Source organism: Puniceicoccales bacterium, assembly GCA_031255005.1.
Taxonomy (GTDB): domain Bacteria; phylum Verrucomicrobiota; class Verrucomicrobiia; order Opitutales; family LL51; genus JAIRTH01.
The window spans coordinates 1-25,227 of sequence record JAIRTH010000019.1 but is presented as its reverse complement, the minus strand read 5'-3'; the positions used below and the strand labels follow the sequence as shown (position 1 = coordinate 25,227).

The 25,227-nt window shown below is 40.9% G+C and carries 22 protein-coding genes; 10 read left to right on the top strand and 12 right to left on the bottom strand.

Annotated features, from left to right (window positions below):
* The first annotated feature begins 50 nt into the window (after positions 1–50).
* Both LBH49_02340 and LBH49_02335 read left to right on the top strand, forming a co-directional pair.
* Positions 51–2,459: a hypothetical protein gene (locus LBH49_02340; protein ID MDR0351464.1), complete on the top strand. Its 2,409-nt coding sequence runs from the start codon at positions 51–53 to the stop codon at positions 2,457–2,459.
* A 65-nt stretch (positions 2,460–2,524) separates the two neighbouring features.
* Positions 2,525–3,436, top strand: coding sequence for a hypothetical protein (locus LBH49_02335; protein ID MDR0351463.1), 912 nt, complete (start codon positions 2,525–2,527; stop codon positions 3,434–3,436).
* Positions 3,437–3,443: 7 nt separating this feature from the next.
* Here LBH49_02335 and LBH49_02330 read toward each other — a convergent pair whose 3' ends face one another.
* The 7 genes from LBH49_02330 to mutS all read right to left on the bottom strand — a co-directional run bounded on the left by LBH49_02330 (position 3,444) and on the right by mutS (position 10,728).
* Positions 3,444–4,094 carry a glucosaminidase domain-containing protein gene (locus LBH49_02330; protein MDR0351462.1) on the bottom strand — a complete coding sequence of 217 codons (651 nt, stop codon included), beginning with the start codon at positions 4,092–4,094 and terminating at the stop codon, positions 3,444–3,446.
* On the bottom strand, positions 4,087–5,031 hold the full coding sequence (locus LBH49_02325) for a glycosyltransferase family 9 protein (protein ID MDR0351461.1): 945 nt from the start codon (positions 5,029–5,031) through the stop codon (positions 4,087–4,089). The genes LBH49_02330 and LBH49_02325 overlap by 8 nt, the downstream gene beginning before the upstream one ends.
* Positions 5,031–5,777: a Bax inhibitor-1/YccA family protein gene (locus tag LBH49_02320; protein ID MDR0351460.1), complete on the bottom strand. Its 747-nt coding sequence runs from the start codon at positions 5,775–5,777 to the stop codon at positions 5,031–5,033. The genes LBH49_02325 and LBH49_02320 overlap by 1 nt, the downstream gene beginning before the upstream one ends.
* A 76-nt stretch (positions 5,778–5,853) precedes the next feature.
* A complete protein-coding gene (gene tyrS, locus LBH49_02315) occupies positions 5,854–7,041 on the bottom strand; it encodes a tyrosine--tRNA ligase (GenBank protein ID MDR0351459.1) in 1,188 nt (395 codons plus the stop codon).
* Between the two features lie 129 nt (positions 7,042–7,170).
* Positions 7,171–7,554, bottom strand: a complete 384-nt coding sequence (gene acpS, locus LBH49_02310; GenBank protein ID MDR0351458.1) for a holo-ACP synthase — start codon at positions 7,552–7,554, stop codon at positions 7,171–7,173.
* Positions 7,551–8,135 (bottom strand): crossover junction endodeoxyribonuclease RuvC, encoded by a 585-nt coding sequence (locus tag LBH49_02305; protein ID MDR0351457.1) that lies wholly within the window; start codon positions 8,133–8,135, stop codon positions 7,551–7,553. Before LBH49_02305 ends, acpS begins: the two co-directional genes overlap by 4 nt.
* 46 nt (positions 8,136–8,181) lie before the next feature.
* The gene (gene mutS / locus LBH49_02300) at positions 8,182–10,728 is read right to left on the bottom strand and encodes a DNA mismatch repair protein MutS (protein MDR0351456.1); all 2,547 of its coding nucleotides are present in this window, start codon (positions 10,726–10,728) and stop codon (positions 8,182–8,184) included.
* Between the two features lie 172 nt (positions 10,729–10,900).
* On the opposite strand from mutS, the gene LBH49_02295 reads away from it, so the two are divergent.
* From LBH49_02295 to LBH49_02275, 5 genes are read left to right on the top strand one after another with little or no spacing between them, the layout of a single operon-like run.
* A complete protein-coding gene (locus LBH49_02295; GenBank protein MDR0351455.1) occupies positions 10,901–11,815 on the top strand; it encodes a DMT family transporter in 915 nt (304 codons plus the stop codon).
* 19 nt (positions 11,816–11,834) lie between these two features.
* Entirely contained in the window at positions 11,835–12,842 is a 1,008-nt protein-coding gene (locus tag LBH49_02290; GenBank protein MDR0351454.1) for a bifunctional oligoribonuclease/PAP phosphatase NrnA, read from the top strand.
* Entirely contained in the window at positions 12,842–13,549 is a 708-nt protein-coding gene (truB, locus tag LBH49_02285) for a tRNA pseudouridine(55) synthase TruB (GenBank protein MDR0351453.1), read from the top strand. Before LBH49_02290 ends, truB begins: the two co-directional genes overlap by 1 nt.
* Positions 13,550–13,555: 6 nt before the next feature.
* Positions 13,556–14,458 (top strand): hypothetical protein, encoded by a 903-nt coding sequence (locus LBH49_02280; protein MDR0351452.1) that lies wholly within the window; start codon positions 13,556–13,558, stop codon positions 14,456–14,458.
* Positions 14,459–14,477: 19 nt separating this feature from the next.
* Positions 14,478–16,544: an ATP-dependent helicase gene (locus LBH49_02275; protein ID MDR0351451.1), complete on the top strand. Its 2,067-nt coding sequence runs from the start codon at positions 14,478–14,480 to the stop codon at positions 16,542–16,544.
* 7 nt (positions 16,545–16,551) lie between these two features.
* Here LBH49_02275 and LBH49_02270 read toward each other — a convergent pair whose 3' ends face one another.
* Positions 16,552–18,009 (bottom strand): UDP-N-acetylmuramoyl-L-alanyl-D-glutamate--2,6-diaminopimelate ligase, encoded by a 1,458-nt coding sequence (locus LBH49_02270; protein MDR0351450.1) that lies wholly within the window; start codon positions 18,007–18,009, stop codon positions 16,552–16,554.
* Between the two features lie 206 nt (positions 18,010–18,215).
* On the opposite strand from LBH49_02270, the gene LBH49_02265 reads away from it, so the two are divergent.
* Positions 18,216–18,968 carry a rhomboid family intramembrane serine protease gene (locus LBH49_02265; protein ID MDR0351449.1) on the top strand — a complete coding sequence of 251 codons (753 nt, stop codon included), beginning with the start codon at positions 18,216–18,218 and terminating at the stop codon, positions 18,966–18,968.
* Between the two features lie 21 nt (positions 18,969–18,989).
* Here the strand turns inward: LBH49_02265 and LBH49_02260 are convergent, their stop codons facing one another.
* The 4 genes from LBH49_02260 to LBH49_02245 are packed head-to-tail and all read right to left on the bottom strand — an operon-like array spanning position 18,990 to position 21,698.
* Positions 18,990–20,096, bottom strand: a complete 1,107-nt coding sequence (locus LBH49_02260) for a hypothetical protein (GenBank protein ID MDR0351448.1) — start codon at positions 20,094–20,096, stop codon at positions 18,990–18,992.
* A 10-nt stretch (positions 20,097–20,106) separates the two neighbouring features.
* Complete coding sequence (lptB, locus tag LBH49_02255) at positions 20,107–20,823, bottom strand: LPS export ABC transporter ATP-binding protein (GenBank protein ID MDR0351447.1); 717 nt, start codon at positions 20,821–20,823, stop codon at positions 20,107–20,109.
* Positions 20,798–21,328 carry an LptA/OstA family protein gene (locus LBH49_02250; protein MDR0351446.1) on the bottom strand — a complete coding sequence of 177 codons (531 nt, stop codon included), beginning with the start codon at positions 21,326–21,328 and terminating at the stop codon, positions 20,798–20,800. Before LBH49_02250 ends, lptB begins: the two co-directional genes overlap by 26 nt.
* A 19-nt stretch (positions 21,329–21,347) precedes the next feature.
* A complete protein-coding gene (locus tag LBH49_02245; GenBank protein ID MDR0351445.1) occupies positions 21,348–21,698 on the bottom strand; it encodes a hypothetical protein in 351 nt (116 codons plus the stop codon).
* A 231-nt stretch (positions 21,699–21,929) separates the two neighbouring features.
* On the opposite strand from LBH49_02245, the gene LBH49_02240 reads away from it, so the two are divergent.
* Positions 21,930–23,177, top strand: coding sequence for a type II secretion system F family protein (locus tag LBH49_02240; GenBank protein MDR0351444.1), 1,248 nt, complete (start codon positions 21,930–21,932; stop codon positions 23,175–23,177).
* 62 nt (positions 23,178–23,239) lie between these two features.
* A partial coding sequence (gene pnp / locus LBH49_02235; protein ID MDR0351443.1) for a polyribonucleotide nucleotidyltransferase occupies positions 23,240–25,227 on the top strand: 1,988 nt, incomplete at its 3' end.

Here is a 25,227-nt window from a genome sequence, read left to right as displayed (position 1 = left end):
GCTGTTGCATATTCACAAAAAAATTATTGAATTTTCTTAGCTGGTATGCAATGAGCAATAACATTTTGCGAGCATTCTGGGTAAGTGCACAAGAAGGTGTGCTTTTCCTAAAAAACGATTGGAAACAGAACGAACGTGGCCTTCCACCGGTGAAGTTCACAGAAGATGGAATGCCCAGCCATCTGCAAGTCAATCGCATCGACCCATTCCTATTTGCAAAAAATTCCGGCTATTTTTCAGAAAGAAATTTATTAATATTCATAATGTTGCCAAACTTGGTACCATTGGAAGAATCTGGCACATCGAAATTTTTTCTGGCCGGCACATTCAACCACTGGACACCGGATGTAAAAAGCAAAGAATGGCTACTAACACCAGAACTTGTCTGCGGTGAACTCTGCTGGGTCATCCGAATGAATCCAAATAAAATTCCAGACCTATCTCAATTTAAATTCGTCTCCGAGAATGGCTACTGGACTTCTCTACCTCCGGATTGCCAAAATATCGCCCGCTGCGAAAATGGCATCACAAATTTTCAATACAACGCCAGCCAAACCGGCTACCACTGCTTTTCTTTTTATAGAAAATGCGACGATTTTGACTTCAACAAAAATCTCCAGATCAGGTTCGGCAACGATCAGTCTCCGACTAACATAGATCACTCTGGCCTATTAGCCAATAAAAAGTCGGACAAAAAACTCGGAGCCCAGGTGAGCAACCATAGCACCCACTTTGCTCTGTTCGCCCCCAGAGCCACAAAGGTCACACTGGTCCTAACGGATACACTTCATAGTGAACCAAATATGATTCCAATGACCAAGGACTGCGACGGCCTCTGGGAATACTCCGTCAAAAAAAACCTCTCAGGAAAATATTATAACTATATCCTAACTGATAAATCTGGCAACGAATCCATCGTCATCGACCCCTATGCCATAGCCATGGTAAGCAAACACGGCCCCGGAATCATAGTCGATACACCCAAACATGTGAGCCAAGAAAATGATTTCAAACCACCACAATGGAGCGAATTGATCATCTGTGAAGCCCATATTCGAGACATCTTGACGAATTATAGATACGAAATGAGCGATCAAGATCGACTTGGATTTTCCGGCCTCTGCAAAATTCTAGCCGATGAAAATAATTACTTCAAAAATCTGGGAATCAATGCAGTGGAATTACAACCCATCCAGGAATTCGATAACAATACAAAGGAAGAATATCACTGGGGCTACATGCCAGTCAATTACTTCTCGCCATCCAGCGCCTATGCATTACATCCAACCACAGGATCGCAAATTTCAGAATTCAAAAATCTGGTTAATTCCTTCCATCGTAACAACATAGCCGTGATTTTAGATGTGGTGTATAACCACGTCGGCGAACCGAATTACCTGGCACGCATTGATAAAGAATACTATTTTCGAATCAATGGCGGCAATTTTGAAAACTATAGCGGTTGTGGCAACGACCTGCGTACCGAAACCCCTATGAGCACCAGATTAATTCTAGATAGTCTGTGCCATTTCATTCAAATGTATGACGTGGATGGATTTAGATTCGACCTTGCAGAATTGTTAGGCCTCGAGTTTCTGAAAAAAGCAGAAAATACATTAAAAAAAATCAAAAAATCTGTTATTTTAATCGCCGAACCATGGAGTTTCAGAGGACACATAGGTAATGAAATCAGAAGTACTGGATTTTCGGCCTGGAACGATGAATATCGGAACTTCGCCGCAGACTATATTCTTGGCAACGGAAACCGAGAAGGCCTGGAGTATTTTATCGGCGGCTCACTCAGATACAGGTCCAGTTTCCCGGCACAAACGGTGAATTATGTATCCTCTCATGATGACAGGAGCTGGATGGATAGGATCACTGAAAACCCAAATAACGATGGGAAAACGCCGACGGTCATCGATCGTCGGCGTACTAATTTATCCATAGCACTCCTCCTCAGCTCCATCGGAATTCCCATGTTTGCTGCCGGCCACGATATCCTCCATTCCAAATCCGGTGTGCAAAATACTTACAAAAGGGGCGATTTAAATGCCCTAAGCTATGGAAGAGGTGCTGAATACTCCGCAACTCATAAATATATGAGCGACTATATAAAACTCAGAAAATCCCAGCTCGGCAAACTTTTACGGCCGGAAAAAAGACCATCAAAAAATTATCTAAGAGCCTTTGGCCCAATTGAAAACAATTCAGCCATTGCCATACTATTCAACGCCAACCATGAGCTCGGCAATGAGCAATTGCTATTCGCGATAAATCCACATTTTTCACCGGCCACCTTCGATTTAGCCGAAATAAATTTCAAAAATTTTATACAACTTGCTGATACAGAATGCGTAAATATGAATGGCTTGCATGATGCTTTCCATTTATCTGACAACGACTTACTGAGCATCCCCATGGTCAGCTGCGGCCTATGGTTGAAAAATCAATATTGATTAAGTTAACTTCATTGACATAAATCGTCTAATCTACAGAATGGAAACACGTTCCTAGATTGCTTATGAAATTTAATCGCAACATATTTATCATTAGTTCATGTTTTGGCACATGGTGCATATCTAATGTGGTTGGAGTATCGGAAGTCGCGCCCATTGAATCTTTGGAGATTACACCCATCAAAGCCATATTTCCTTCGGCCAAAATTAAAGAGCTACCATCCGGAGTGAAACTTCATTGTTACACCACGGAACATTGGAAAAAATTGCTATCCTCCTATCCCCAAGCCCAGGCCTATGGCATCTGTACCAAGTATATAAAGGAAGAGGCAGCGACCATGGGCGAACGCCTAAATATGTTAAATGATACTCTCGATAAAACCGAAAAAGATCTCCAGGCCATCGATTTCGATTACAATAAAAATATACAAGAACTTAAAAAAGATTTGGCAACCATGAAAAATACCTACGAATCATGCAAAGCTGAGTCAAATATAGACATAAATGCTGATGGTTCCGTTAGATTTAAAAATACAAAACTTGATAAATCATCGTCATTTTTCATAAATTGCCTTATTGAATTTAAAGAATTTCAGATCTCAGCTCAACATTTTAGAAGTAGCATTTCATCCATGTTAAACAGTGTGAGGGAAATGCGAAGTGCTTATAAACAGAACAGTAAAAATAACAAGGCAAATCCTGCAAATGCGAAAGCAACTTCAAGCAATACCAATGTGAAACAAAACAACAACAACCAAAATAATTCGCCAAATCAGTTGAATTTAGAAAAAAGTAAAATTGTAAAAACTGATTTATCAACATTGGAGGGTAGCACACTAGACTTGCTCGATATTTCGGATAATACCATACTCAATACCATTGCGTTGGTAGCAGCTGTACACGAATTTTCCGCCGAAGAACGTTACACCGGCGATGTCAAGAAACGGAAGGACTCGCTGTTCACCAAAAAGAAGTAGAAGCTTGTCATTTTAGCATAAACATGTCGCGAAGTTTCTTTTTTATGCTATTAGCATAGGCCGGATCCGTGGCCCACTTGCCAGTCAAATTATCTAAAACCTTGACTGATCCACAATAGCCGGCTTTAACAACATTCTCAAATCGCGGATCAACACGATCTCTATTTAGTGAAGCTGTTGATGCATAGGCTTTAAGGTGTTGGACCTGGGCTCTTACACCAATCTTAATGGTTGGAAATGAAGCTCCGTTTGCACCATTATCGGTGGCTCCGAGCCCAGCAAAATTATTTTGATTTGGCTTAACTTGACCTCCAAACCTTAAGAAATTGGTCTCGTGACACATCTGGGTAAAAGCAATATCATGATTCACACCTTCGATTGCACATTCGGCAATGTACGTACTGGCAAAATAATCGGCTTTTTGCTTAGAAATTTTGCTATTATTATGCCTTAAATACCTGCTCATCCGATCCTTATCGGCCTTGCCACGGGCCATAATCGCCAGCGAATATTTTGGTAACTGACTGCGACGCTTGGGGTTAAATGCCGTCAAACCATTCTTTTTATTTACGGCATCGCTCCTATTCATAACCGTTTTGCAGGTTGCGCAGCCCAATAAACACAAAAACACTGTACAGATTAAAATCAATCTATTCATAACTATTATTTACAATCGAAATAATTTTGTCAAATACAACATTTTCATTGAATATTTTTTCATCACTTTCTTTTGAAAGCACGAAGTTCGATTTGGACCAGGATGGATAGGGACCATATTTTTTTGGATCCGTCGCGATAAATAGGCCTAGCACAGGGACTTTCATTGCTGCAGCCAAATGCATCGGACCGCTGTCATTGGCAATCACAAGTTTAGATTTTTTTATAAAATTTATTACATCACCAATGCTTGTTCTGCCACAAAAATTCATAAACCTATCGCTATCAACACCATCTGGACAAATTGCATCGCCAAGCCATAGGACGTTAAACTGAGTTTTATCAAGCAAAAGTTTGGTTAATTGAGCAAAATATGGCCATGCTTTTTCTTTCCTGCGGCTACCAGGAAATAGGCATAAATACTCGTTGTTCGTCAAAGTTTTTATTAATTTTAAAAAATTTTCTGACTCGTCGATGGGGAAATTTATCCGGCCGGAAATATCATCACTATCGCAAATGGACAGCAGAAACGGTCGCAATATATCCACCGCATGGGCAAATTTATCTGGATAATATTTAACCTTTTGCTCATAGGCAAGCCAGGCTAATTCTCGCGAGTCTCTACGGCCAATTCTACAGTTGGACCTGGCTGCCAATGCCATTAGAGCACTCCTGGCTAATCCTTGCATATCCCACACAGCGTCATAGCAGCTGCGCCTGATTTGCAACAACGTCTCCAGAAATGACCTAATGCCACCTTTTCTATTATAAACAATGATATCATCTACCAATTTCGAAGCTTCAATCAGCTCGAAAAACTCTGACTTCACCACCCAATCGATTGAAATTTCAGGCCGACGAATCTTAAGTTCAGAAATTATCAGCAATGCATGGACTATATCACCTAGAGATGATGGCTTGATAACCAACAACTTCATCAACGGCGTCGCTCATTGAGCTTTACCAACAATCGCAGAATCTCCATATAGAGCCAAATCAAAGTCACCATCAGTCCGAAGGATGCAAACCATTCCATATCTTTATGGACACCAGCTTTGCTTTGCTTAACGATGTAGTCAAAATCCATTACCAGATTTAGAGCGGCGATGATCACTACAAATACACTAAATCCTATACTAAAATTGCTAGAACCGTAAAGAAATTTGAAACCAGAACCACCAAATAAGCTGAACAACCAGCTCATAATATAAACAATGGCAATGCCTGCCGTAGCAGCAAACAGACCAATGGCAAACTTTTCATTAACTTTAATAAGCCCTGTTCTATAAATAAACAGCATCGCGCTAAAAACTCCGAATGTTAGTGCAACTGCTTGGATGACAACACCATGGTATTTCATCTCAAATATAAGAGATAGACTGCCAAGCACAAGCCCTTCTAAAATTGCATAGAGCGGCGCTGAATATTTCGCTAACAAAGGCTTAAAACATGTAAATAAACTGCAACCAAAAGCCAACATTGAAAATAGCACAGCCTTCGATAGCACATCATCAAAGGATGCATACTTCCTCGTCCAGGCAAAAGCTGCCGCTAACACTGTCAGCATCAACAACAAAGATGTCTTTGTTACGGTACCGGCCACTGTCATTTGGCAACCATCTTCAACGGCCACATCGAAGTATTTATCCCTAAAAACCGGATTGGATGTACGTTCGTAGTTCATAAATTTACAAAAATATTTAAATCTATCTGAGAACTATGGAAATTTTTTTGAAAGAATCAATCATAACTTTTTCAGATCACATTACTAATTTTATAAACATTTTCTTACCATATTGAATGACAACATGATCACGCACATCATGAGGTAATAAATAATTTATATCGTCAATCACATTACCATCGACCCTCACAGCCCTTTGCTCTATCATTCGACGCATTTCATTCTTGCTAATAGACAGTAATCCTGTGCTGGTCAACAAGTTAACGATATTTGTATCGCCGGCAGAAGCGGCCAATGATTTTAGCGAAAAAGTTGGCATTTCCGCTGGAATTTCGCCCCTGGAAAACACACTTTCGAAATTTTCCAATTCCCCATCGGCCACCTCTTTAGTGTACAGTTTTGCAACCAGTAGATGGGCAAGGGTTTTTTTAGCAACCATCGGATGTAAAGCCTTTTTTTCATTAACTTCACCAGCCGTCATACCGAGCAATAGTTCATAATACATCCACATCGTCTCGTCGGAAATGGACATGACCTTACCAAACATATCGCCGGGTAACTCGTTGAATGATATGTAGTTATCATAACTTTTAGACATTTTTCTCGTGCCATCCAAACCGACAAGTAACGGCATGCTCAAAACACATTGCTCAACCTGACCTGCATCTCTTTGTAATGCCCGACCAACTAACATATTAAATAGTTGATCACTGCCTCCAAGTTCCACATCAGCCTCCAGCATAACGGAATCGTAACCTTGCATCAGCGGATACAAAAACTCAACTATCGAAATGGGCACATTGGATCTGTATCTTTTTTCGAAATCATCGCGCTCGAGCATCCGCGCCACGGTCATTTTTCTTGCCAGCAAAAGCATGTCATCGAAGGTCATTTTACCAAACCATTCGCTATTTCTTCGCACAATCGTTTTGTCCTTATCTAAAACTTTAAATGCTTGAGCCAAATAGGTTTGTGCATTACTATTGACTTCTTCTTTGGTTAACTGAGGCCTCTCCGCCGATCGCCCAGACGGATCACCCACCGTAGCAGTATGATCACCAATCAAAAGAATTGCCTGATGCCCAAGTTCTTGAAATTGACGTAATTTATTAAAAACCACCATATGGCCAAAGGTTAAATCCGGCCTGGTTGGATCCACTCCAAATTTGATATTTAACCGCTTGCCACTGTTTAACTTATCTATCAATTCATCCTGGCTAACCACCCTATGGGCTCCACGAAAAATTATATGTGTACCATTCACAGGCATTTTGCTAGGCAAACATTACACCAAGTCAAGTTAATTTGTCAAATTTTCCAAAATAAAAAAAATCCTTTCAACAGCCATAATGTATGATATATAAAATGCGTAAACCGCTCGCACACTACATAGCTACATAACCATCGCAACGGCACTGGCAAGGAGCCTGGTATGGGATAAAGAAATCTTTATGTCAGTCGCTGCCAACGACTTCAAAAGCACTAACCCCTGTTGATTTAATTCAACCATCGGCTCCCCACGAATGCCTATTTTTACCATAGACGCCTTCCATGAAAATTCAGCACCTATACCGGTTTGCAGAGCTTTCGCCAAGGCCTCTTTTGCAGCAAATCTAACGGCCAGAGAGGGATAAGGATTGGCTTTGGCAAAACAATAATCCAATTCTTGGGATGTAAAAATTTTACTCAAAAAATTGTCACCAAACCGCTCCACAGATCGATGAATTCTAGAAATTTCCACAATATCGTAGCCCAGACCTTTTACAATGATATTCATGAAATTTTGAGACTAAAGGCATGGCATAGCGCCGCAGCACAAGCGTCGGATTCATCGAAAGGTAACTCTTTTTCTAGCTTAAGGATAGACCTAATCATGGCGGCTACTTGATCTTTTTTTGCCTGACCAAACCCCACCACTGCCTGCTTAATCCGTAGCGGAGCGTATTCATACAGATCAATCCGCCTCCTGGCCAGCGAAACCATGGCAGCCCCCCGAGCCATGCCAAGAATCTGAGTTGTCTGAAAATTTTGCACATATATGGCTTGTTCCATTGATGCCACACAAGGTCCATATTCACAACAACTTGCATAAATATCTTCGGCTATTTTTAGCACACATTCGCTCTGGGTATATTTCGGCGACATCTTCAGAGTTTTCGAAAATATCAGCTGAGCTTCTTGAGATTTATATATGTCAATGACGGCAAATCCGGTACCACGGAGACTTGGATCAATGCCAATGATCCTGCCAGAAAACCTACTGATAGTGTACGAATTATGAGACAGAAGATCAATATTTTTGACCTTTGCCGCCACAGCTTCCTTGGTCCATAAATTTCTACTTGAACAACGCCTCATCAATGTAAACATCTATGGATTTAATACAATCTATCGCCAAGTCGAGTCATAATAATCTCAGCTGGTCATCATTGTAACCACCTTGGCGAGAAGGTTTTCTATTTTTTAGTGAACGGCTAATAGAACCTTCGGTTTCGAGCATGGCCAGAATTTCCTTCGCCCTGTCTATCACCGAGACTGGAATGCCAGCCAATCTGGCGACCTGAATGCCATAGGAACGATCTGAACAACCCTTCATTACGCGTTTCAAAAAAATGATCTCATCGTTCCATTCCTTGACGGCAACAAAATAATTGGTCAGACGCGAAAGACTTTCGCTAAGCTTTGTAAGTTCATGATAGTGAGTAGCAAACAACGTTTTCGGGCCGGATTTATTCCCCCGATGCAAGTGCTCAACCACGGCCCAGGCGATGCTCAAGCCGTCATAGGTACTGGTCCCGCGGCCAATTTCATCCAAAATAATTAGGCTTTGATTCGTCGTATTATTTATTATATTAGCGGTTTCGTTCATTTCAACCATGAACGTAGAACTGCCCTTTGACAGATCGTCGCTGGCTCCAATTCTAGAAAATATTCTATCAACAATGCCGATTTTGCAATGGTCGGCTGGGACCCAGTGGCCGATTTGAGCCATTAAAACTATGAGGGCCACCTGCCTTATGTAGGTGGATTTTCCGGACATATTTGGTCCAGTTATCAATGCGATTTGGTTTGTCGACGAGCTCAAATAACAGTCATTGGACACAAAACTTCTGGAATCTGCAATGGGTTGGTAGGATTTTTTAAGCATTTGCTCCACAACAGGATGCCTGCCATTTTTAATATCAATTTCATCGCCAATTACCAATTCGGGTTTACAATAGCCATAGTCTCGTGCGATGGTTGCCCAGCCGCACAGCACATCAATTTCTGCAATGCTTTTAGCCGTCGAAAAAAACTCCTGGCTCTTGCTGAGAATTTTTTTCACAATTTCACCGAATAAAAAAAACTCGCGGTTCATCAATTTTTCTTCCGACGACAGGATTTCGTGTTCTTTTTCTCGCAATTCATGAGTTATATATCGTTCAGCGCCAACGGTTGTCTGTCGGCGGATATAATGATCTGGCACCAACGAGACATTGGATTTTGTGACCTCTATAAAATAACCGAAATTGCTATTATATTTTATTTTCAGCGATTTTATGCCGGTCTTTTTTTGCTCCTCGGCCTCCATGGCCGTAAGCCAGGATTTGCTGTCACTTCCAACAGCTCTCAATTTATCTACTTCCGAATCAAAGCCTTTGCGTATAAAACCACCGCCATTTACATCATTGGGTAACTCATCGGCCAATGCTTCGATTAGAAAATTCCTGAGATCAGCACAGGCATAAATACCGTTATTAAACCTGGCAATATCAGTACAACTAATTGCTGCTAAGATATTTTTGATTTTTGGCAATTGGCCCAATGCACTTCTCAGAGCACCAAGCTCCCGGGGGTTGCGCGGATTGTTTTGCAACCGAGTCAAAACCCTTTGTATATCACAAATACAGGACATAGATTCCTGCAATGCAACACATTCTGTCACATTATTAAAAAATTTTTCCACACAATTGTTTCGAGATTTTATTTCATCAATGTTCAATGATGGCGTGATCAGATAATTTTCCAACATTCTGGCACCCATGGGAGTAACCGTGTGATCGATGGCGTCCAAAAATGATCCCTTACGCGTTCCGCCCGAAGACCTAAAGATTTCGAGATTTTTTATCGTCGAGGGATCAACCACCAGATTTTTTTGCGAAATGTATTCCTTTAGCGTTACTATGTTTGTGGGCGATTGCCTTAGATTATCTGACACATACTTAAGCAGCGCACCGGCCGCACCAATCGCCGGATGATGGTCCTGGATCCCGTAGCCGCGCAAGTTCATAACGCCGAGAGTTGATTTTAGGAGCCCATGACAATTTTGCCAATCAAAATAGTAGACCGGCACAGGGGATAGAAGTTTTCCATCCAAAAGCCAACCAAAGGTTTCCTGGTCTCCGGTGGCCAATGAATCTATTTTCGTTTTAATGTCATCACAGACAACTATCTCCTTGGGATTCAATGCACTTATAACCGGAGCAATGGCATCAATATTCGGCGCTGTGGATAGTTGAAATTCACCGGTGGACACCTCCAGCCAGGCCATATGCACATGGCGTTTATCTAGCTCCAGCGCAATTATATAGCTATTTATTTTAGCCTCAAGATGACTTTCTTCTATGGTTGTTCCCGGAGTGAAAATTTTGGTTATTTCACGGCGAACAATCTTACCAGGTTTAGCCTCCTCTGTTTGATCACAGACAGCTACTTTATAACCTGCTGCTAACAATCTACTTATGTATTGACCCGCTGCATGATGCGGCAGACCAGCCATGGGGGTGAGCTGCCTTTTGGTTAGAGTTAAGCCAAGCACTTTTGATGCAATAATTGCCTGATCGCCAAAAAGCTCATAAAAATCACCTAACCTGAACAATAACAATACATTAGAAGGCAATTTGCTTCTAATTTCTTGGTACTGCTTCATCATTGGCGTAGTCAAATATGTATCAGAAGTATCTTTTTCCATACTGCATAGATTATTATCACAGCGTTAATAAAAGTCAATTTACACATTAATAATGTTAATTTGTCAAGTAAGTCATTGGACTACAATAAAATAAGTAGAGTATATCACATTTATAATTATTATCTTGACGATTTCGTACATATATAAGAGTCTATGCAAGTCGGTTGATTTTATGAATAGGCAAACATCTAGATATTTTCGTGGGATATTGTGGTTCGTTGCAAGCCTATTGTGCTGTGTGACCAATGATTCCATTATGAAGCATATAGGACTAAAATGTCATCCGTTACAGATTGTGTTCATGCGATTCTTTTTCGGAGTTATTACGTTGTTGCCGTTTGTGTTAAAAAACCAGTTAAAATCGCTGAAAACCACTAGGCCGCTGGCCCATATTGTCCGTGGCCTAATATTATTTTCTGGCATCACATTATGGTGTTCAGGGTTAAAATCAGTTCCCCTTAATGTGGCCTCCCTCATCACTTTCACCATTCCAATGTTCACACTGCTTTTAGCAGCTATAATGTTGCAAGAGAACATCGGACGTGCTCGATGGTTGGCCACATTATGCGGCTTCATCGGCGTGGGCATAGTTATCAATCCTGAAGCATCGAATTTCCCACTATCTGGCACATTGATATTGCTTTTTGGCGCGTCCATGTTCGCATTATTGGACATAATAAATAAGATGTTGAGTTCCAGAGAAAGTACCATTTCATCCATATTTTACACAGCTTTTATAACCATGACTCTATCTAGCATACCGGCAATTATTCTGTGGCAACCACTTAGCATCTACCAACTTTGCTTGTTTTTCATACTTGGAATGAGCTCAAATTTTTTACTTTTCTGCGTATTGAAATCGTTCTCCTATGTGGATGTGTCCGCTGTTGCCCCTTTCAGATATTTTGAGTTAATTTTTGCATATCTATTCGGCTATGTACTTTTCGGAGAAGTAATTACAATAAAAACATTGTTGGGCGGAGCCATCATAATACCTAGTGCACTCTATCTAATGGTTAGGGAGGTTTCCTTTGGCGCAAAAAAAATATGTAATAAAAAAGGAATTTCCTGTTGCCAATCGGTTTGACACGCCAACATTGCTTTCCATGGACGAACGCAACTTAGAGCATTTTTCAGAGTATGAAACGTTTTTTGAGATTTTTAATAACTTCTCTGGCAAGACGATCGGTGTCATAGGTCATACTCGTCCTGATGGAGATTGTATCGGTTCCCAGGTGGCCATGGCGGAAATATTGACTCATTTTGGCTCAAACCCCATACTTTTGAACGAAACTCCCAAAACTCCGGACAATCTCTTGCTGGTTCTTGGAAATTATCAGGTAAATTCTCCAAAAACTACCATCGTCGATGATTATATATTTGTAGATTGTGGCACAGTAAGTCGAGGTGGAATATTCACTAAAGCCTTGGCCAAGAAGCCGATAATATCCGTTGACCATCACATGAATAATGAGCTTTTTGCTGAAAACAATTTTGTGTTCAACCACGCGACTGCCACCAGTGAAATCATCGCGGATTATGCCTATCAATTTGGATTTCCGATCACCAAAATCATGGCGACAGCTCTCTATGCTGGTATCGTAACTGACACGGGGAAATTCAGTTATACATTTACCGTTGCCAGAACACTCCACCTCGGCGCAAAACTAATAGATGATGGCGCTAACCCCAATGAGATATTCCGAGCGATTTATCAAAATGAATCCAGAGAAAAATTTGCATTGATTCAAAGGTTCATTCAATCCTTCGAGTTCTTTGCTGATGGCAAAATATGTCTTGGCGTGCTTCGCGACGAAGATTTTCTTGCCACTAACACCAACATGGAAGATGATACCGAAGGAATAATTAATCTTCCTAGATCAATCAAGGGCGTTTTGGTAGCAGTTGCAATGCAAATACTTAATGATCGCATAAAGATTAGCCTACGGACAGATATTCCTGAAATAAGACTCGATTTATTGGCAGCAAAATTCGGTGGTGGCGGCCATGCCTGTGCTGCAACCTTTTCCACCTATGGTACCGAAGATAAAATAATGCCAAAATTAATAAATGAATTGCAAGAATGTCTGAAGTTGTTCATTCAGAGCCAATAATGGCACATAAACAAAAATTTAATGGAATACTACTCGTAGATAAACCGATAGGGCTAACCTCTCATGATGTGGTGGATAAACTACGCAAGAAGTTATCAATGAAGAGGATCGGGCACGCAGGCACCCTTGATCCCATTGCCAATGGACTATTGGTAATACTACTCGGCATGGCAACAAAAATCTCGCAGCTGATTACAAATTGCGATAAAACCTATGCGGGGGAAATGTGCTTTGGAATAACCACTGACACCCATGATGCCCAAGGAATGATAATTGCCATAAAACCTGTGCCGGAATTAGTCAAAAATGATGTGGAAAATGTAATGCATTCCTTTCTAGGAGAACAACATCAAATACCTCCTATGTTTTCTGCTAAAAAGTTAAACGGCGTACCTCTCTATAAATTGGCAAGGAAAGGCCAAAATGTCGAAAGAGAACCAAGATTAATTCACATAGCTGAATTTGCTCTGGGAAATTTTGCCTCTCCATTGGCAGAGTTCGAGCTGTCCTGCTCCAAAGGCACCTATGTGAGAACACTCATAAATGATGTTGGCCAAGTCCTTGGCTGTGGGGCACATATGACAAAACTCACTCGAACACGCGTGGGCCCAATGAGACTAGAAAAAGCTACCAAACTTGATCACATTCTGGCCATTGAACCAGAAGAAATAGATAAATTGATTCTACAAGTAACCGATGTAGTATGAAGCAATATGTTATTTTTAAAAACAGTTGGCAAAAACACCGTTTCGATTCATAAAAACGCCCCACTGGTATTGGCGATAGGTGTATTTGATGGCGTACACCTTGGGCATCAACGAGTTATACAAAATGCAATCGGAATGGCCAGTTCCATAGGTGGCAAATCCGCTGTGTACACATTTTTACCACACCCAACAGAAATTTTAGGAAATCGCAAAAATTTAATATTGACCTATGAGCAGAAAGCCATGCAACTGGGCAAGTTAAACATAGACTACATGGTTGAACAGCATTTTGATCGCGAATTCGCTAGTCTAAGTCCAGATGATTTTATGGATATGCTGAAACATAAGTTCAAGACTATAAACACCATATGCATCGGCCAAAATTTTCGATTCGGTAGTGGACGAACTGGTAATGCCAATTATCTTCAATCACTTTCCAGCAAAATTGGCATAGAAGTAATTGTTATTCAATCACTTATGGCAAATGGATTTCGCATAAGTAGTACTCGAATTCGGCAAGAATTAATCCAAGGCAATTTGGCTACAGCAAACTCAATGCTAGGTTATAACTACTATTGCCGATGCCTTTTTGAACGAAAAAATCAGGTCGCTGACATTTTAATATCAACATTTAGGGTGCAAAATGAACAACAGATTTATCCAGGCATATATTCCATAAATATACTGAGTACCAACGAGATATATCACGGAATCGCTGACTATTACAATGATGATAAAATATCTAGGATTGACGTCTATCTAATTGAATACCAAGTTACATTTACCAGTAGCATTGACGTGGAATTTCTTTCATTTATCGATGAAAAAAATCAGCTTTTAACACCACACCAACGGGCCACGCAAATGAAAAGAAGCATGAAAAATACATGGAAAAATCAAAAAAATTAACTTAAAATCCAAAGACTGCATGGCAACAAATTTTCAAAAAGAATTAAATGAACATCAATACCTTGCTGTTTCATCTCCAACGAAATCGACACTGGTACTGGCCGGAGCCGGCACAGGAAAAACCAGAACCCTCACCTATAGAGTGGCTTGGCTGCTGGAACATGGAGTGGCACCAGAAAATATTTTATTGTTGACATTCACAAATAAAGCTGCTAAGGAAATGCTCAGCCGAGTCGAAACAATTACCGGATTCACCAGTGATAATTTCTATGGCGGCACCTTTCATCATATAGCCCAAAAATTTCTGCGCAGGCATAGCGATCGACTTGGCATATCGCAAAATTTTTGCATTCTAGACGACAACGATTCTCTATCATTATTTTCTGAATGTGTCAAGGAAATTGATAATGAATTTCTGAAAAATAAAAGCAATCCAAGCCCAAGGGTCATGTTGGAAATCCTAAGCTATTCGATCAATACAAGAACTTCCATAGCCAATGTTTTGGAACAAAAATATTCATACTTTGATTATATAAGCGATTATATCACAAAGTTTTCCAGTGCATATCAGAAAAAAAAATTCGAACAGAATGTCCTCGACTACGATGATCTTTTACTGCATTTTTTACACCTATTGAAAGAAAATAACGATCTTTTGGATTTTTATGGCCAAAGATTTTGTAGTATTCTGGTCGATGAGTACCAAGATACCAATGAAATTCAAATGCAGATCGTCGACACATTAGCCACTGATCATCAAATATTTGCTGTAGGTGACGATGCCCAATGCATATATACTTGGCGCGGTGCCAATATCAAAAATATCACAGAATTTGCTGACCGCCATCCAGGAACAAATATTCTGAAAATCGAAAAAAACTACCGCAGTACGCCACAGATCCTATTGTTAGCCAATGAGATACATGTCTCAGAAAGACTAGGATATGGGAAAACGCTCAGTTCGGCACGGGCCAAAGGCCGATTGCCGTTTTTAGTAAAAACCACTGACCCAAGACAGCAGGCAAATTTCATAATAAAACGCCTAACTAATTTAAAACAAGATGGTTATAAATTATCAGATGTGGCTATACTCTATCGCGCTCACTACCATTCCATGGAGCTCCAAATGGAATTGACGCGCTACGGCATCCCTTACAATATCACCAGCGGCATTAGATTTTTTGAACAAATTCATATAAAAGATATCATTGCCATGCTCAGATTTGCGAACAATCACATGGATTCCAGAGCATTCGTAAAAATTTTATGTCGGCTGCCAAAATTTGGCGAAAAAACTGCAGAAAAATTGTTTCATATCCTGCACTCCCACGCGGACTTAAAAAACAAACATCCCGTAAATTGCCTTGAAGACGAACCAGTCATTGCAAAAGTGCCAACCATCTCCCTAGAATATTGGCGCCCATTGGCTCGCACACTGAAAAAAATTCACACTGGCATTGAATATATGAATGGCTCAAAATATATCCATCAGCCAGATGACCTCTTTGAGTATGCCGCCCAAAGAGATACAGAACAAATAGCGACCAACTCTGTGGGAGATCTCATAACATTAGCTCTCTATGAAGAGTACATTTTCTATTTACAAAAAAATTTTAACAACAGCAATTCGCGACAAGACGACGTGGAATCTTTTGCTAATTTTGCCAGCAAATTCAACGACACCACAACTTTACTCAATCAAGTTGCACTCATGCAATCCGAAACCACCGCGACCGACATGACTGCAACCGAGGACCAACTACGGTTGACCACTGTCCATCAAGCCAAAGGATTAGAATTTCCTGTGGTTTTTATTATAGGCTTGACAGAAAACAACTTTCCACTCAAGCGTGCCATCGATGAAGGAAATATTTCCGAAGAACGTCGGCTATTTTACGTGGCAGTCACTCGTGCCAAGGATGAATTATATATGTGCTATCCCTATCAATCACAACAAGTTAACAGAAATGCAACCATTGCACTGCCTCTGCAAAAAAGCAGATTTATAGCCGAAATTCCAAAAAATTTCTACGAAGTGATTTCATTTGGAATAAAGCAACCAACAAACTTTCGAAGGCAGTATTGATCTGCAACTATCTCATAGCCAATACATTAAGGACAGCCTCCACATCGTCAAAATGTATTTTTCTATCGGAAAACTGCTGAAATTTTTCATGACCTTTGCCAGCAATTAAAATCGTATCACCTTCGCTAGCAACGCTTATCGCCAAATGGATGGCTTCCTCCCTTGCTTCAACAAAAATCATCCTATCAGTACCATAGACACCATTTTTCATGTCCAAAAAAATGTCCTTAATGGCTTCATCTCTAGGATTATCCGAAGTGGCAATCACCACATCCCCAAAGGTCAATGCCGCTCTGCTCATCTTCGGACGCTTGGCTTTATCACGATTACCGCCACAGCCAAAAACAACTATTAACTTGTTTTTAGTTAATGGCTTAAGCGTCGACAACACGTTTATCAATGCATCTTCTGTGTGTGCGTAATCTACAAAAATCGAAACCCCAATGCCATTGACAACCCGTTGCAATCGCCCAGGAACTCCAGGAAAATTTTTAACTTTATCAATAAGAACTTCAATGTCAGCCATGGAACTAGCTGCAGCTACTGCCGCTAATACATTCATCACGTTATACTTACCAACCAATGGCATTTCACAATGATAGACCTTTCCGCATACATTCAGCACAAATGATGTCAATGCTAAACTCAATGAAATGTCGCTTACATGAAAATCTGCCAGCAAATCAGTGCCGTAGGTAATAACCTCGCTGTTGGTAAAACTCCTAATCTTTTCAGCCAAAATTCGCCCATATTTGTCATCCGCATTCACAATGGCCATATCTGGCAAAAAACCATTGTCGCCTAAAAACAATATCTCTTTCGCTTTGAAGTAGTTATCAATGCCGTCATGGTATTCTAGATGGTCTTCAGATAAATTACTAAATATCGCCACATCCACCGATAATCCATGAGTCCTCTTCTGGTACAACGCATGTGAACTTGCTTCCATCGCAACGACTTTGCAATCATTGCGCCGCGCACAATCGAGCAGATTAAATAGATCTATAGCTCCAGGTGTCGTGTTCGACAGCCACCCCTCCACAGCTCCAATTTTATAGCCGATTGTTCCCAAAACAGCAGTTTTCATTGCCTCCAAATGATCCAGAAGGTATGTAATGGAAGTCTTTCCATTGGTACCAGTTACACAATATATATAAAGATCTTCGTCCGGCATGCAGAAAAATCTCTTAGCTACCACAGCCATAACCATTCTCACATTATCAACTATCACAAACGTAACACTATCTATCTGTGGATGAAAATGTTCCGTAACAATCACACCGCATCCACGGCCCACCACATCGGCAATAAATGAATTCCCATCGCAACAATTACCATGGATGGCGAAAAACATGCTCGTTTTATTGGCCTTAATATTACAGTCCGTCAGGTTGTCCACCGCCGCATTCGGATCCCCCAAGAACTTGCATTTCAGCCCAAAAAATAATTCAGAAATTGTTCTCATTCCACCATAATGTGTTACCACAAACTCAAATTTAATCATCTAAATCAATAAATCCAATCAAATTGACTTTACTTTTAAAAATTTTAGGATTATCAAGAGATTAGGCAGACATGATGAATATTTTAAAAATCAATCGAAAAATGAGTGCTTTAACGTGGCTATTCGTCGCTATTACCTCATGTTATGTATTGCAAAACCTTTTCAGTGTGTGGTTTAGCTCAAATATATTCCTCAAAAAAATTTCTCTTTCGGCAACCAATGTAAATGGACTTAATTTGTTGTCACTATTAACCTATTCCTTTATCAATGAAGGACTTATGTCTTTATTTTTGAACAGTATCGCCCTATGGCTGCTTGGCACAACCATAGAACGGCAGTTTGGATCGAAACGCCTTCTGATTGTGTTCTTTACAGCATCTCTGGTCGGTGGCCTAACCTGGCTCTGCTTGCACTGGAACGACCATGGATCCCTCACCGGGTCTATCATCGCCTGCTTAGGCCTTCTAAGCTATTTTTGCGCCTGCAATGCGGACAAACAAGCCATATTTTTTTTCCTTTTCGTGTTTCCGATGTCGCTCAAGCCAAAACACTTATTGACAGCTGTACTGGTGATAGAAATCATTGGCATGTTCTTCGGTGAAATCTTTCTCCACAAACCAATCATAGCCTCGGCCAACATCGGCGGCATAATCGGCGGCCTCCTGTGCTACCGCTGGTTCAATGGCAAAGCTAAGGTCACGCAACCTGTTGAAAATCCATTAGTTAATGTCATTAAAAAGCAACCAAAAGCCATCGACCCCATGCAAAGTGATAATTATAATGTATACATAACCAGTCAAAGCGCCCAGAAAACTGAAATCGATAGAATTTTGGATAAAATCAATGAATCCGGTTTCGGATCGCTGTCCAAGGAAGAACGCAATACATTGAACTCCGCCAAACAAGTCATGCATAGATAAATGCACATAACAGTTTGGTTATCAACACACTAGCATGCTAATAAATTCAGCAATCGCACCATCGCCACCATGGGCTTTGAGCCTCACCACACCAGGACAATTTTTAGCCAAAGGTATGGCATTGACCGGACAGGCAGAAATGCCATTTTGCTCCGCAACATGTTCTAGCACACCAAGATCGTTCACATCATCGCCCATATAGGCCACTTCTCCTAAGCTAAAACCATTTTTTTTGCATAACTCATTGATAATCTGAACCTTTCTGTCCATAACTTCGGCAAAAACCACCGAATCATCAAGACCAATATACCTGGCAAAATTCTTTGCAATGCATCCAGGGTCGCCGGTTATGAAAAATACTAAATTGCCCATGGATATCCACTGCATTAAAGCCTCTATGTCTTTGATATTAAAACGCTTATACTCCACTCCATTGACCGACAAAATCCTCATCGCATCGGTACAAGTGCCATCCACGTCCAATGCCAACACCTTTATCGCCTTCCTCTCAGATTTTATTTCAAAATCCGTCGCTGCCTTCCACCTCTTTGTCCGGTTATAAAATTCCAAAACCTCGCTAAGCCCGTCCAAATACTCATTCGTAAAATCTCTAACCACACCACAATGAGGATCTCGGATCTCAACCAGTTCGCAATTAGCATGTTCAGCATAATTCGAAATGTCTCGAGAAATTACAATGCCCACACTTCTAAGCAAATCTCGCTCCCCATCCAAATAATCATCCACATATATCACCTCCGATGGCCTTACATTAAACTTAGCACATAAGTCATTCAAAAGCAAATACTTATCCTTCGCACCAGGAAAGCAATTGCCAGAAGCTATACCATCACTTCTCCGCTGCAAAACGCTGGCAAATTCATCTGAACTCGCCGTAATCACAATATTCATATGAAAAATATCCCGAAGTAACATCTTCATGCTGAAGCCATCGTAGGTGTTGAAACACAACAATGTATCGGTGTTAACACTCTCGACATCAGATAGATAGACATATTCTCCTTGAATTTTTTTACCCGCCGACAATCGAATAATCTCAGAAACATTGTAAATCACACCATCACCGACCACCATCATCTTTTTTGACACAATATCTATCGCCTGCATAAATTAACCTTCACATTCTAAAATTTTCGCCCAGGTAAAGCCTTCGGGTATTATCATCCGCCAAAAGTTTATCTCTCTCCCCTTCGCATAGAACTTTTCCATCGTAAATAAGATAAGCACGATCCACAATTGCAAGGGTTTCGCGAACATTATGATCTGTTATCAATACACCAACTCCACGCTCTTTGAGCCCTAAAACTATGCTCTGAACATCAGCAACACTTATCGGATCAACTCCGCTAAATGGTTCATCCAGAAGAAGAAATCGCGGCTTAGTAATCAACGCCCTGGCGATCTCTAATCTTCTGCGTTCACCCCCACTTAAAGTGCAGGCCCTATGTTTCGCAAGTTGCGCTATCCCAAAGTTTTTTAGTAAGCAAAAAATTCTATCATCAATCTCACTTTTCCTAACTCCAGTAAACTCCATCACAATCCTAATATTATCAGCCACAGTCAATTTGCTAAAAATCGACGGCTCTTGAGGTAAATATCCTAACCCTAAGCTCGCCCTATTATGCATCTGGACTTTCGTTATCTCTTTATCATCCAACAACACAACACCACCTGTGGCTTTCACCAATCCCACAATCATGTAAAAAGTCGTCGTCTTGCCAGCACCATTCGGGCCCAATAATCCAACAATCTCACCCTCCTGTACAGCCAAATCTATGCCACAGACCACCAAACGATTACCATACTTTTTAGCTATCGATATTGTTCGTAACATCTTGATTTACATCACTTTTCGCAATACTTTCCGGAATGCTAACCAAGCCTTCCGTTGCATTAATTTGCACAGCGGCTCTACCACCCTCTGAACTCATCACCTCAACGGATTTAGTTCTGTAATTTATCTTCATATCTCCGCAAACCGTTCCACTGGAATCAGAAACTTTAGCATTGCCGATCAAAAAAATCTCATTTTTTCCTGTATTTATCTCCACCCTATCTGCGGACCCACTTCTTTCGCCCTGGCGCATCGTCGCATTTCCTTCTGCCACAATACTTTCTATGGCATCAAACGATGGCGAACTGGCCATGGCTTTCGTCCCCTTCGGAGCCTTGGCCACCACCACCATCCTATCGGCACTGGCCTGAAATTCCGTGGTCTTTATCCTGACATCTCCGGAAAATTTGAACTCCATATGACCATCCATCGGCGAAATTTCCAGCCTATTGCTAGATATCTCACTGAAAACATCATCAGCAACTAACCAACTCCGCTGGAACATGATAAGCATGAATATGTATCTATAAAATTTCATCTTGATGTTTGTCAAAAAATACCTGAGCCCCCGAAGATATGATAAATTTTTTATCTCCATTCCCCACAAATTCCCAATCATTGCCGATGACCGAAAACCCATTACCATCAATGACTATCACGCCATTACCCATCGCCGCTTCATCTTTTATCGAAACATCCGCCTCATCGGCCATCACCGAAAATTCCATATTATTATCACCTTCTGGCATCATCGTTTGCATCTTGGCAGAAAAAATTTTAACATCATTATCGCTTACCAAATCGGCTTCCTCGCCAGAAAACTCCAAAACTTTATTTCCATTTTCGTCAAAAATTGGCAGCGAAAACCTAGCCATCGGAATCCTGGTAGCTTCGCAATCAACCCAGTCAAAAACCAGAAAAAAAATAACTATAGAAAAAAATATCACCTAATCTAAACCCAGTTCTAACCTCAGTAATGCACTATTCTCAAATATAAACCCACAGCTGGCAATATCATTTTGCATAAATATGTGTTGTAATAATCCACCATAATAATCTATATTTACGTTGATCGAACAGAAAAATATAATATTATAATATACAGTATGGCAACTTTTAGTTATGTAGGCATGGATTCCTCGAAGAAAAAAACCAGTGGCACCATAAATGCTAATGATAGGAGAGATGCCGTAAGAATGTTGGCCGCCAAAGGCATACAGATCACATCCATAGCTGAAAAGAGCGGCGGTGCTTCGGGTGGCATGAAAACCGATAAATCATCTTCCGGGAAAAAAGGCGGCGTTGGCTTTGGAGTAAATAAATCAAAAATCGCCTATAATTTTATAAAAAAATTCTTGCAATTGTATGCTGGCGGCCTTGCCGTTGGTGATGCGGTGAAAATAATGCGCGTAAGGACAAAAAACCCCATTGAACAAACGATTGCCGAAGCCATTCACAAGGATATATGTGAAGGTAAGACCATTTCCGACGCCATGAGATCCTTCAGCGACGTGTTCGGGGAAAACATTATATGCATGATCGAAGCCGGAGAAAAAACCGGTAATCTATTGCCCATCATGCGCAATCTGCTCGATTTCCTCGAAACCAAGGAGGCCATCAAGAAAAAATTCGTAGCGGGCATGACCTATCCAATAATTGTCTGCTGTGTGGCCACCGTGGTCGTACTTGTTTTTTTGTTTTTCCTCATGCCAAAGATAGAAAAAATGCTATCATCACTGGGCGGAGAAATGCCGTTGATCACAAAAATATTGATGGCTTCGGCAAATTTCGCTCTGAGCTATGGCCACTTCGTCCTGCTCGGCGTCATCGCAGTAGTTTTCCTATTTGTCAGCTTCCGAAAAACTCCCAATGGCAAATTCGCCACCGATTGCTGGATGTTGAAAATTCCGTTAATAGGCACGGCGATAAAAGAAAATTATTACTGCCAAACGGCTAATTTGCTTGGTACCTTGCTTGGCAGCGGCATCAATACCACCGAGGCCATGAAGTTAACCGAGAATTCATCATCAAATACACTTTTTAAGAAAAATTTCCTAGAGGCAAAGAAGCAAATCCTCGATGGCGTATCCATTTGTCTGGCCTTCGAAAAAAATAACGTGTTCCCGGAGATGGCCTTAGATATCCTATCCGTGGGCGAAAATACCGGAGACATCGCTTCATCATTCAAAGAAGTGTTTAATATATTTAACCAGAGCTTGAATGACAATTTGAAAAGAATGACGAACATTTTTTCCACACTGGCCATGGGCTTTGCCTTTGGACTGGTAGCTGCTCTGGCCCTGAGTGTTGTAACCAGTGTAATGAAACTAAGCACCAGTCTGTCCGGCTCCTAATTCGAGGCTAACTCGTTTTATTTCCTTGAGTCTATTAAAGATTATTTTTATCATAGACCTCAATGGAACAGTTGTACAATGTAAAAGTAGATGGATTGGATATGGGTTTTTCCACCGGAAATCTTGCTAGACAAGCAAATGGTTCGGCAATAGTAAGTTATGGAAACACAAGTGTGTTTGTAAGTGTCGTCGCTGCAAAATCTGTGGCACCAGATCAAAAATTTTTTCCACTAACCGTTGACTATAGAGAAAGGTTCAATGCGTCGGGGAGAATACCTGGTGGCTATGCCAAAAGAGAGGGCAGACCGTCAGAAAAGGAAATTTTGACATCGCGACTCTGCGATAGGCCACTTAGGCCGTTGTTTCCGAAAAAATTCATGAACGAAGTTCAGGTAATGGGCATATTGCTATCGGCGGATTTGCAAAATGAAGCAGACATACTAATGGTCAATGGTGCTTCGGCGGCGTTGCTGTGCTCGGATATACCATGGGCTGGCCCCATAGGTTGCCTAAGAGTGGGTTATATCGATAATGAATTTATTATAAATCCTACCAATGATCAAATGCTCGAGTCTAGACTTGATCTAATATATGTTGGTAATGAAAGAGATATGATGATGATCGAGGGTAATGCTGATCAGCTTCCGGACGAAAAATTTTTGGAAGCATTGGAGTTTTCTCAGGAAAAAATTCAACCAATAATATCAGCCCAAAAGGAATTGGCGAAAAAATGCACAAAGGAAAAAAAGCAGTTCAATCTGAAGGTGTTAAATGAAAATGTTTTCAAAATATGCGAAAAATTGAATGGCGAATTATCGGCCGCTTTATTTCAAAATTCTAAGGCTTTGCGCGAAGAAATCGTTAGTGAAATCAAAGAAAAAGCCAAAGCGATGTTAATTGAAGAACTAGGCGAAGATGCTTTTGATGAGGTTGAAACAAATTTGGTACTGGAAAAATTACAAAAAGATTTGTATAGAAAGAGCATTCTCGACCAAAATAGGAGGGCTGATGGCCGTCAAATTGATGAAATTCGACCATTATCATGCAAAACCAATGTGTTGCCCTGCGTTCATGGATCGGCAATTTTTCAACGCGGTGACACCCAAGCACTTGTAACTACGGCACTTGGATCAAGTCGCGATGTCCAAGAACTGGATGCCATAACCGGCGGCGTAGAATCGAAGAGCTTCATTTTGCATTATAATTTTCCTCCATTTTCCGTTGGCGAAACCGGGAGGACAGGCAGTACAAGTCGCCGAGAAATAGGTCATGGCGCTCTGGCTGAACGTTCTCTGGCACCGGTACTTCCACCTGAGGCGGAATTTCCCTACTCCATAAGGGTGGTGTCAGACATATTAGAATCGAATGGATCTTCTTCCATGGCAAGTGTTTGCGGCGGTTGTTTGGCGCTTATGGATGCCGGCGTACAAATAATGGCTCCGGTATCGGGCATATCCACTGGATTGATCACTGAATCAGATAGGGATGGAAATATCATTAAATACGTGATACTCACCGACATAATAGGCGATGAAGATCATTTTGGTGATATGGATTTCAAAATTTCTGGAACGGCTAAGGGTGTCACCGGATTTCAGCTCGATCTAAAAATCAAAGGTCTTCCGCTTTCGATCGCCAAGGAAGCTATTCTTAGAAATAAATCGGATCGCGCCAAGGTTTTAGAGGCGATGCTTTTGGTTCAACCAAAACCGAGAGAAGATCTTAGAGAAAATGCTCCGAGAGTTAAATCCTTAAAAATAGATCCGGACAAAATCGGAATGCTCATCGGGCCAGGCGGTAAAAATATCAAAAAAATAACGGAACTCACTGGTGCGCAAATAGATATAAACGAAGATAACAGCGGCAACATATTGGTTTTTTCCAATAATAAAGAAATGCTTGAACAGGCCATCGCACAAATCATGTTAGTTTCCGCTGAAATAGAGGTGGGGAAAACCTATCGCAGTGTAGTAAAATCCATGAAAGAGTTCGGTGTATTTGTCGAGTGTATCCCTGGGAAAGAAGGACTTGTGCACATTTCCGAACTTGA

Bases quoted from the DNA above. Each gene is read 5' to 3' on its own strand.
- LBH49_02340 (MDR0351464.1), top strand. From the start codon at position 51: ATGAGCAATAACATTTTGCGAGCATTCTGGGTAAGTGCACAAGAAGGT.
- LBH49_02335 (MDR0351463.1), top strand. From the start codon at position 2,525: ATGAAATTTAATCGCAACATATTTATCATTAGTTCATGTTTTGGCACA.
- LBH49_02330 (MDR0351462.1), bottom strand. From the start codon at position 4,094: ATGAATAGATTGATTTTAATCTGTACAGTGTTTTTGTGTTTATTGGGC.
- LBH49_02325 (MDR0351461.1), bottom strand. From the start codon at position 5,031: ATGAAGTTGTTGGTTATCAAGCCATCATCTCTAGGTGATATAGTCCAT.
- LBH49_02320 (MDR0351460.1), bottom strand. From the start codon at position 5,777: ATGAACTACGAACGTACATCCAATCCGGTTTTTAGGGATAAATACTTC.
- acpS (MDR0351458.1), bottom strand. From the start codon at position 7,554: ATGAATATCATTGTAAAAGGTCTGGGCTACGATATTGTGGAAATTTCT.
- LBH49_02305 (MDR0351457.1), bottom strand. From the start codon at position 8,135: ATGAGGCGTTGTTCAAGTAGAAATTTATGGACCAAGGAAGCTGTGGCG.
- mutS (MDR0351456.1), bottom strand. From the start codon at position 10,728: ATGGAAAAAGATACTTCTGATACATATTTGACTACGCCAATGATGAAG.
- LBH49_02295 (MDR0351455.1), top strand. From the start codon at position 10,901: ATGAATAGGCAAACATCTAGATATTTTCGTGGGATATTGTGGTTCGTT.
- LBH49_02290 (MDR0351454.1), top strand. From the start codon at position 11,835: ATGGACGAACGCAACTTAGAGCATTTTTCAGAGTATGAAACGTTTTTT.
- truB (MDR0351453.1), top strand. From the start codon at position 12,842: ATGGCACATAAACAAAAATTTAATGGAATACTACTCGTAGATAAACCG.
- LBH49_02280 (MDR0351452.1), top strand. From the start codon at position 13,556: ATGTTATTTTTAAAAACAGTTGGCAAAAACACCGTTTCGATTCATAAA.
- LBH49_02275 (MDR0351451.1), top strand. From the start codon at position 14,478: ATGGCAACAAATTTTCAAAAAGAATTAAATGAACATCAATACCTTGCT.
- LBH49_02270 (MDR0351450.1), bottom strand. From the start codon at position 18,009: ATGAGAACAATTTCTGAATTATTTTTTGGGCTGAAATGCAAGTTCTTG.
- LBH49_02260 (MDR0351448.1), bottom strand. From the start codon at position 20,096: ATGCAGGCGATAGATATTGTGTCAAAAAAGATGATGGTGGTCGGTGAT.
- lptB (MDR0351447.1), bottom strand. From the start codon at position 20,823: ATGTTACGAACAATATCGATAGCTAAAAAGTATGGTAATCGTTTGGTG.
- LBH49_02250 (MDR0351446.1), bottom strand. From the start codon at position 21,328: ATGTTCCAGCGGAGTTGGTTAGTTGCTGATGATGTTTTCAGTGAGATA.
- LBH49_02245 (MDR0351445.1), bottom strand. From the start codon at position 21,698: ATGGCTAGGTTTTCGCTGCCAATTTTTGACGAAAATGGAAATAAAGTT.
- LBH49_02240 (MDR0351444.1), top strand. From the start codon at position 21,930: ATGGCAACTTTTAGTTATGTAGGCATGGATTCCTCGAAGAAAAAAACC.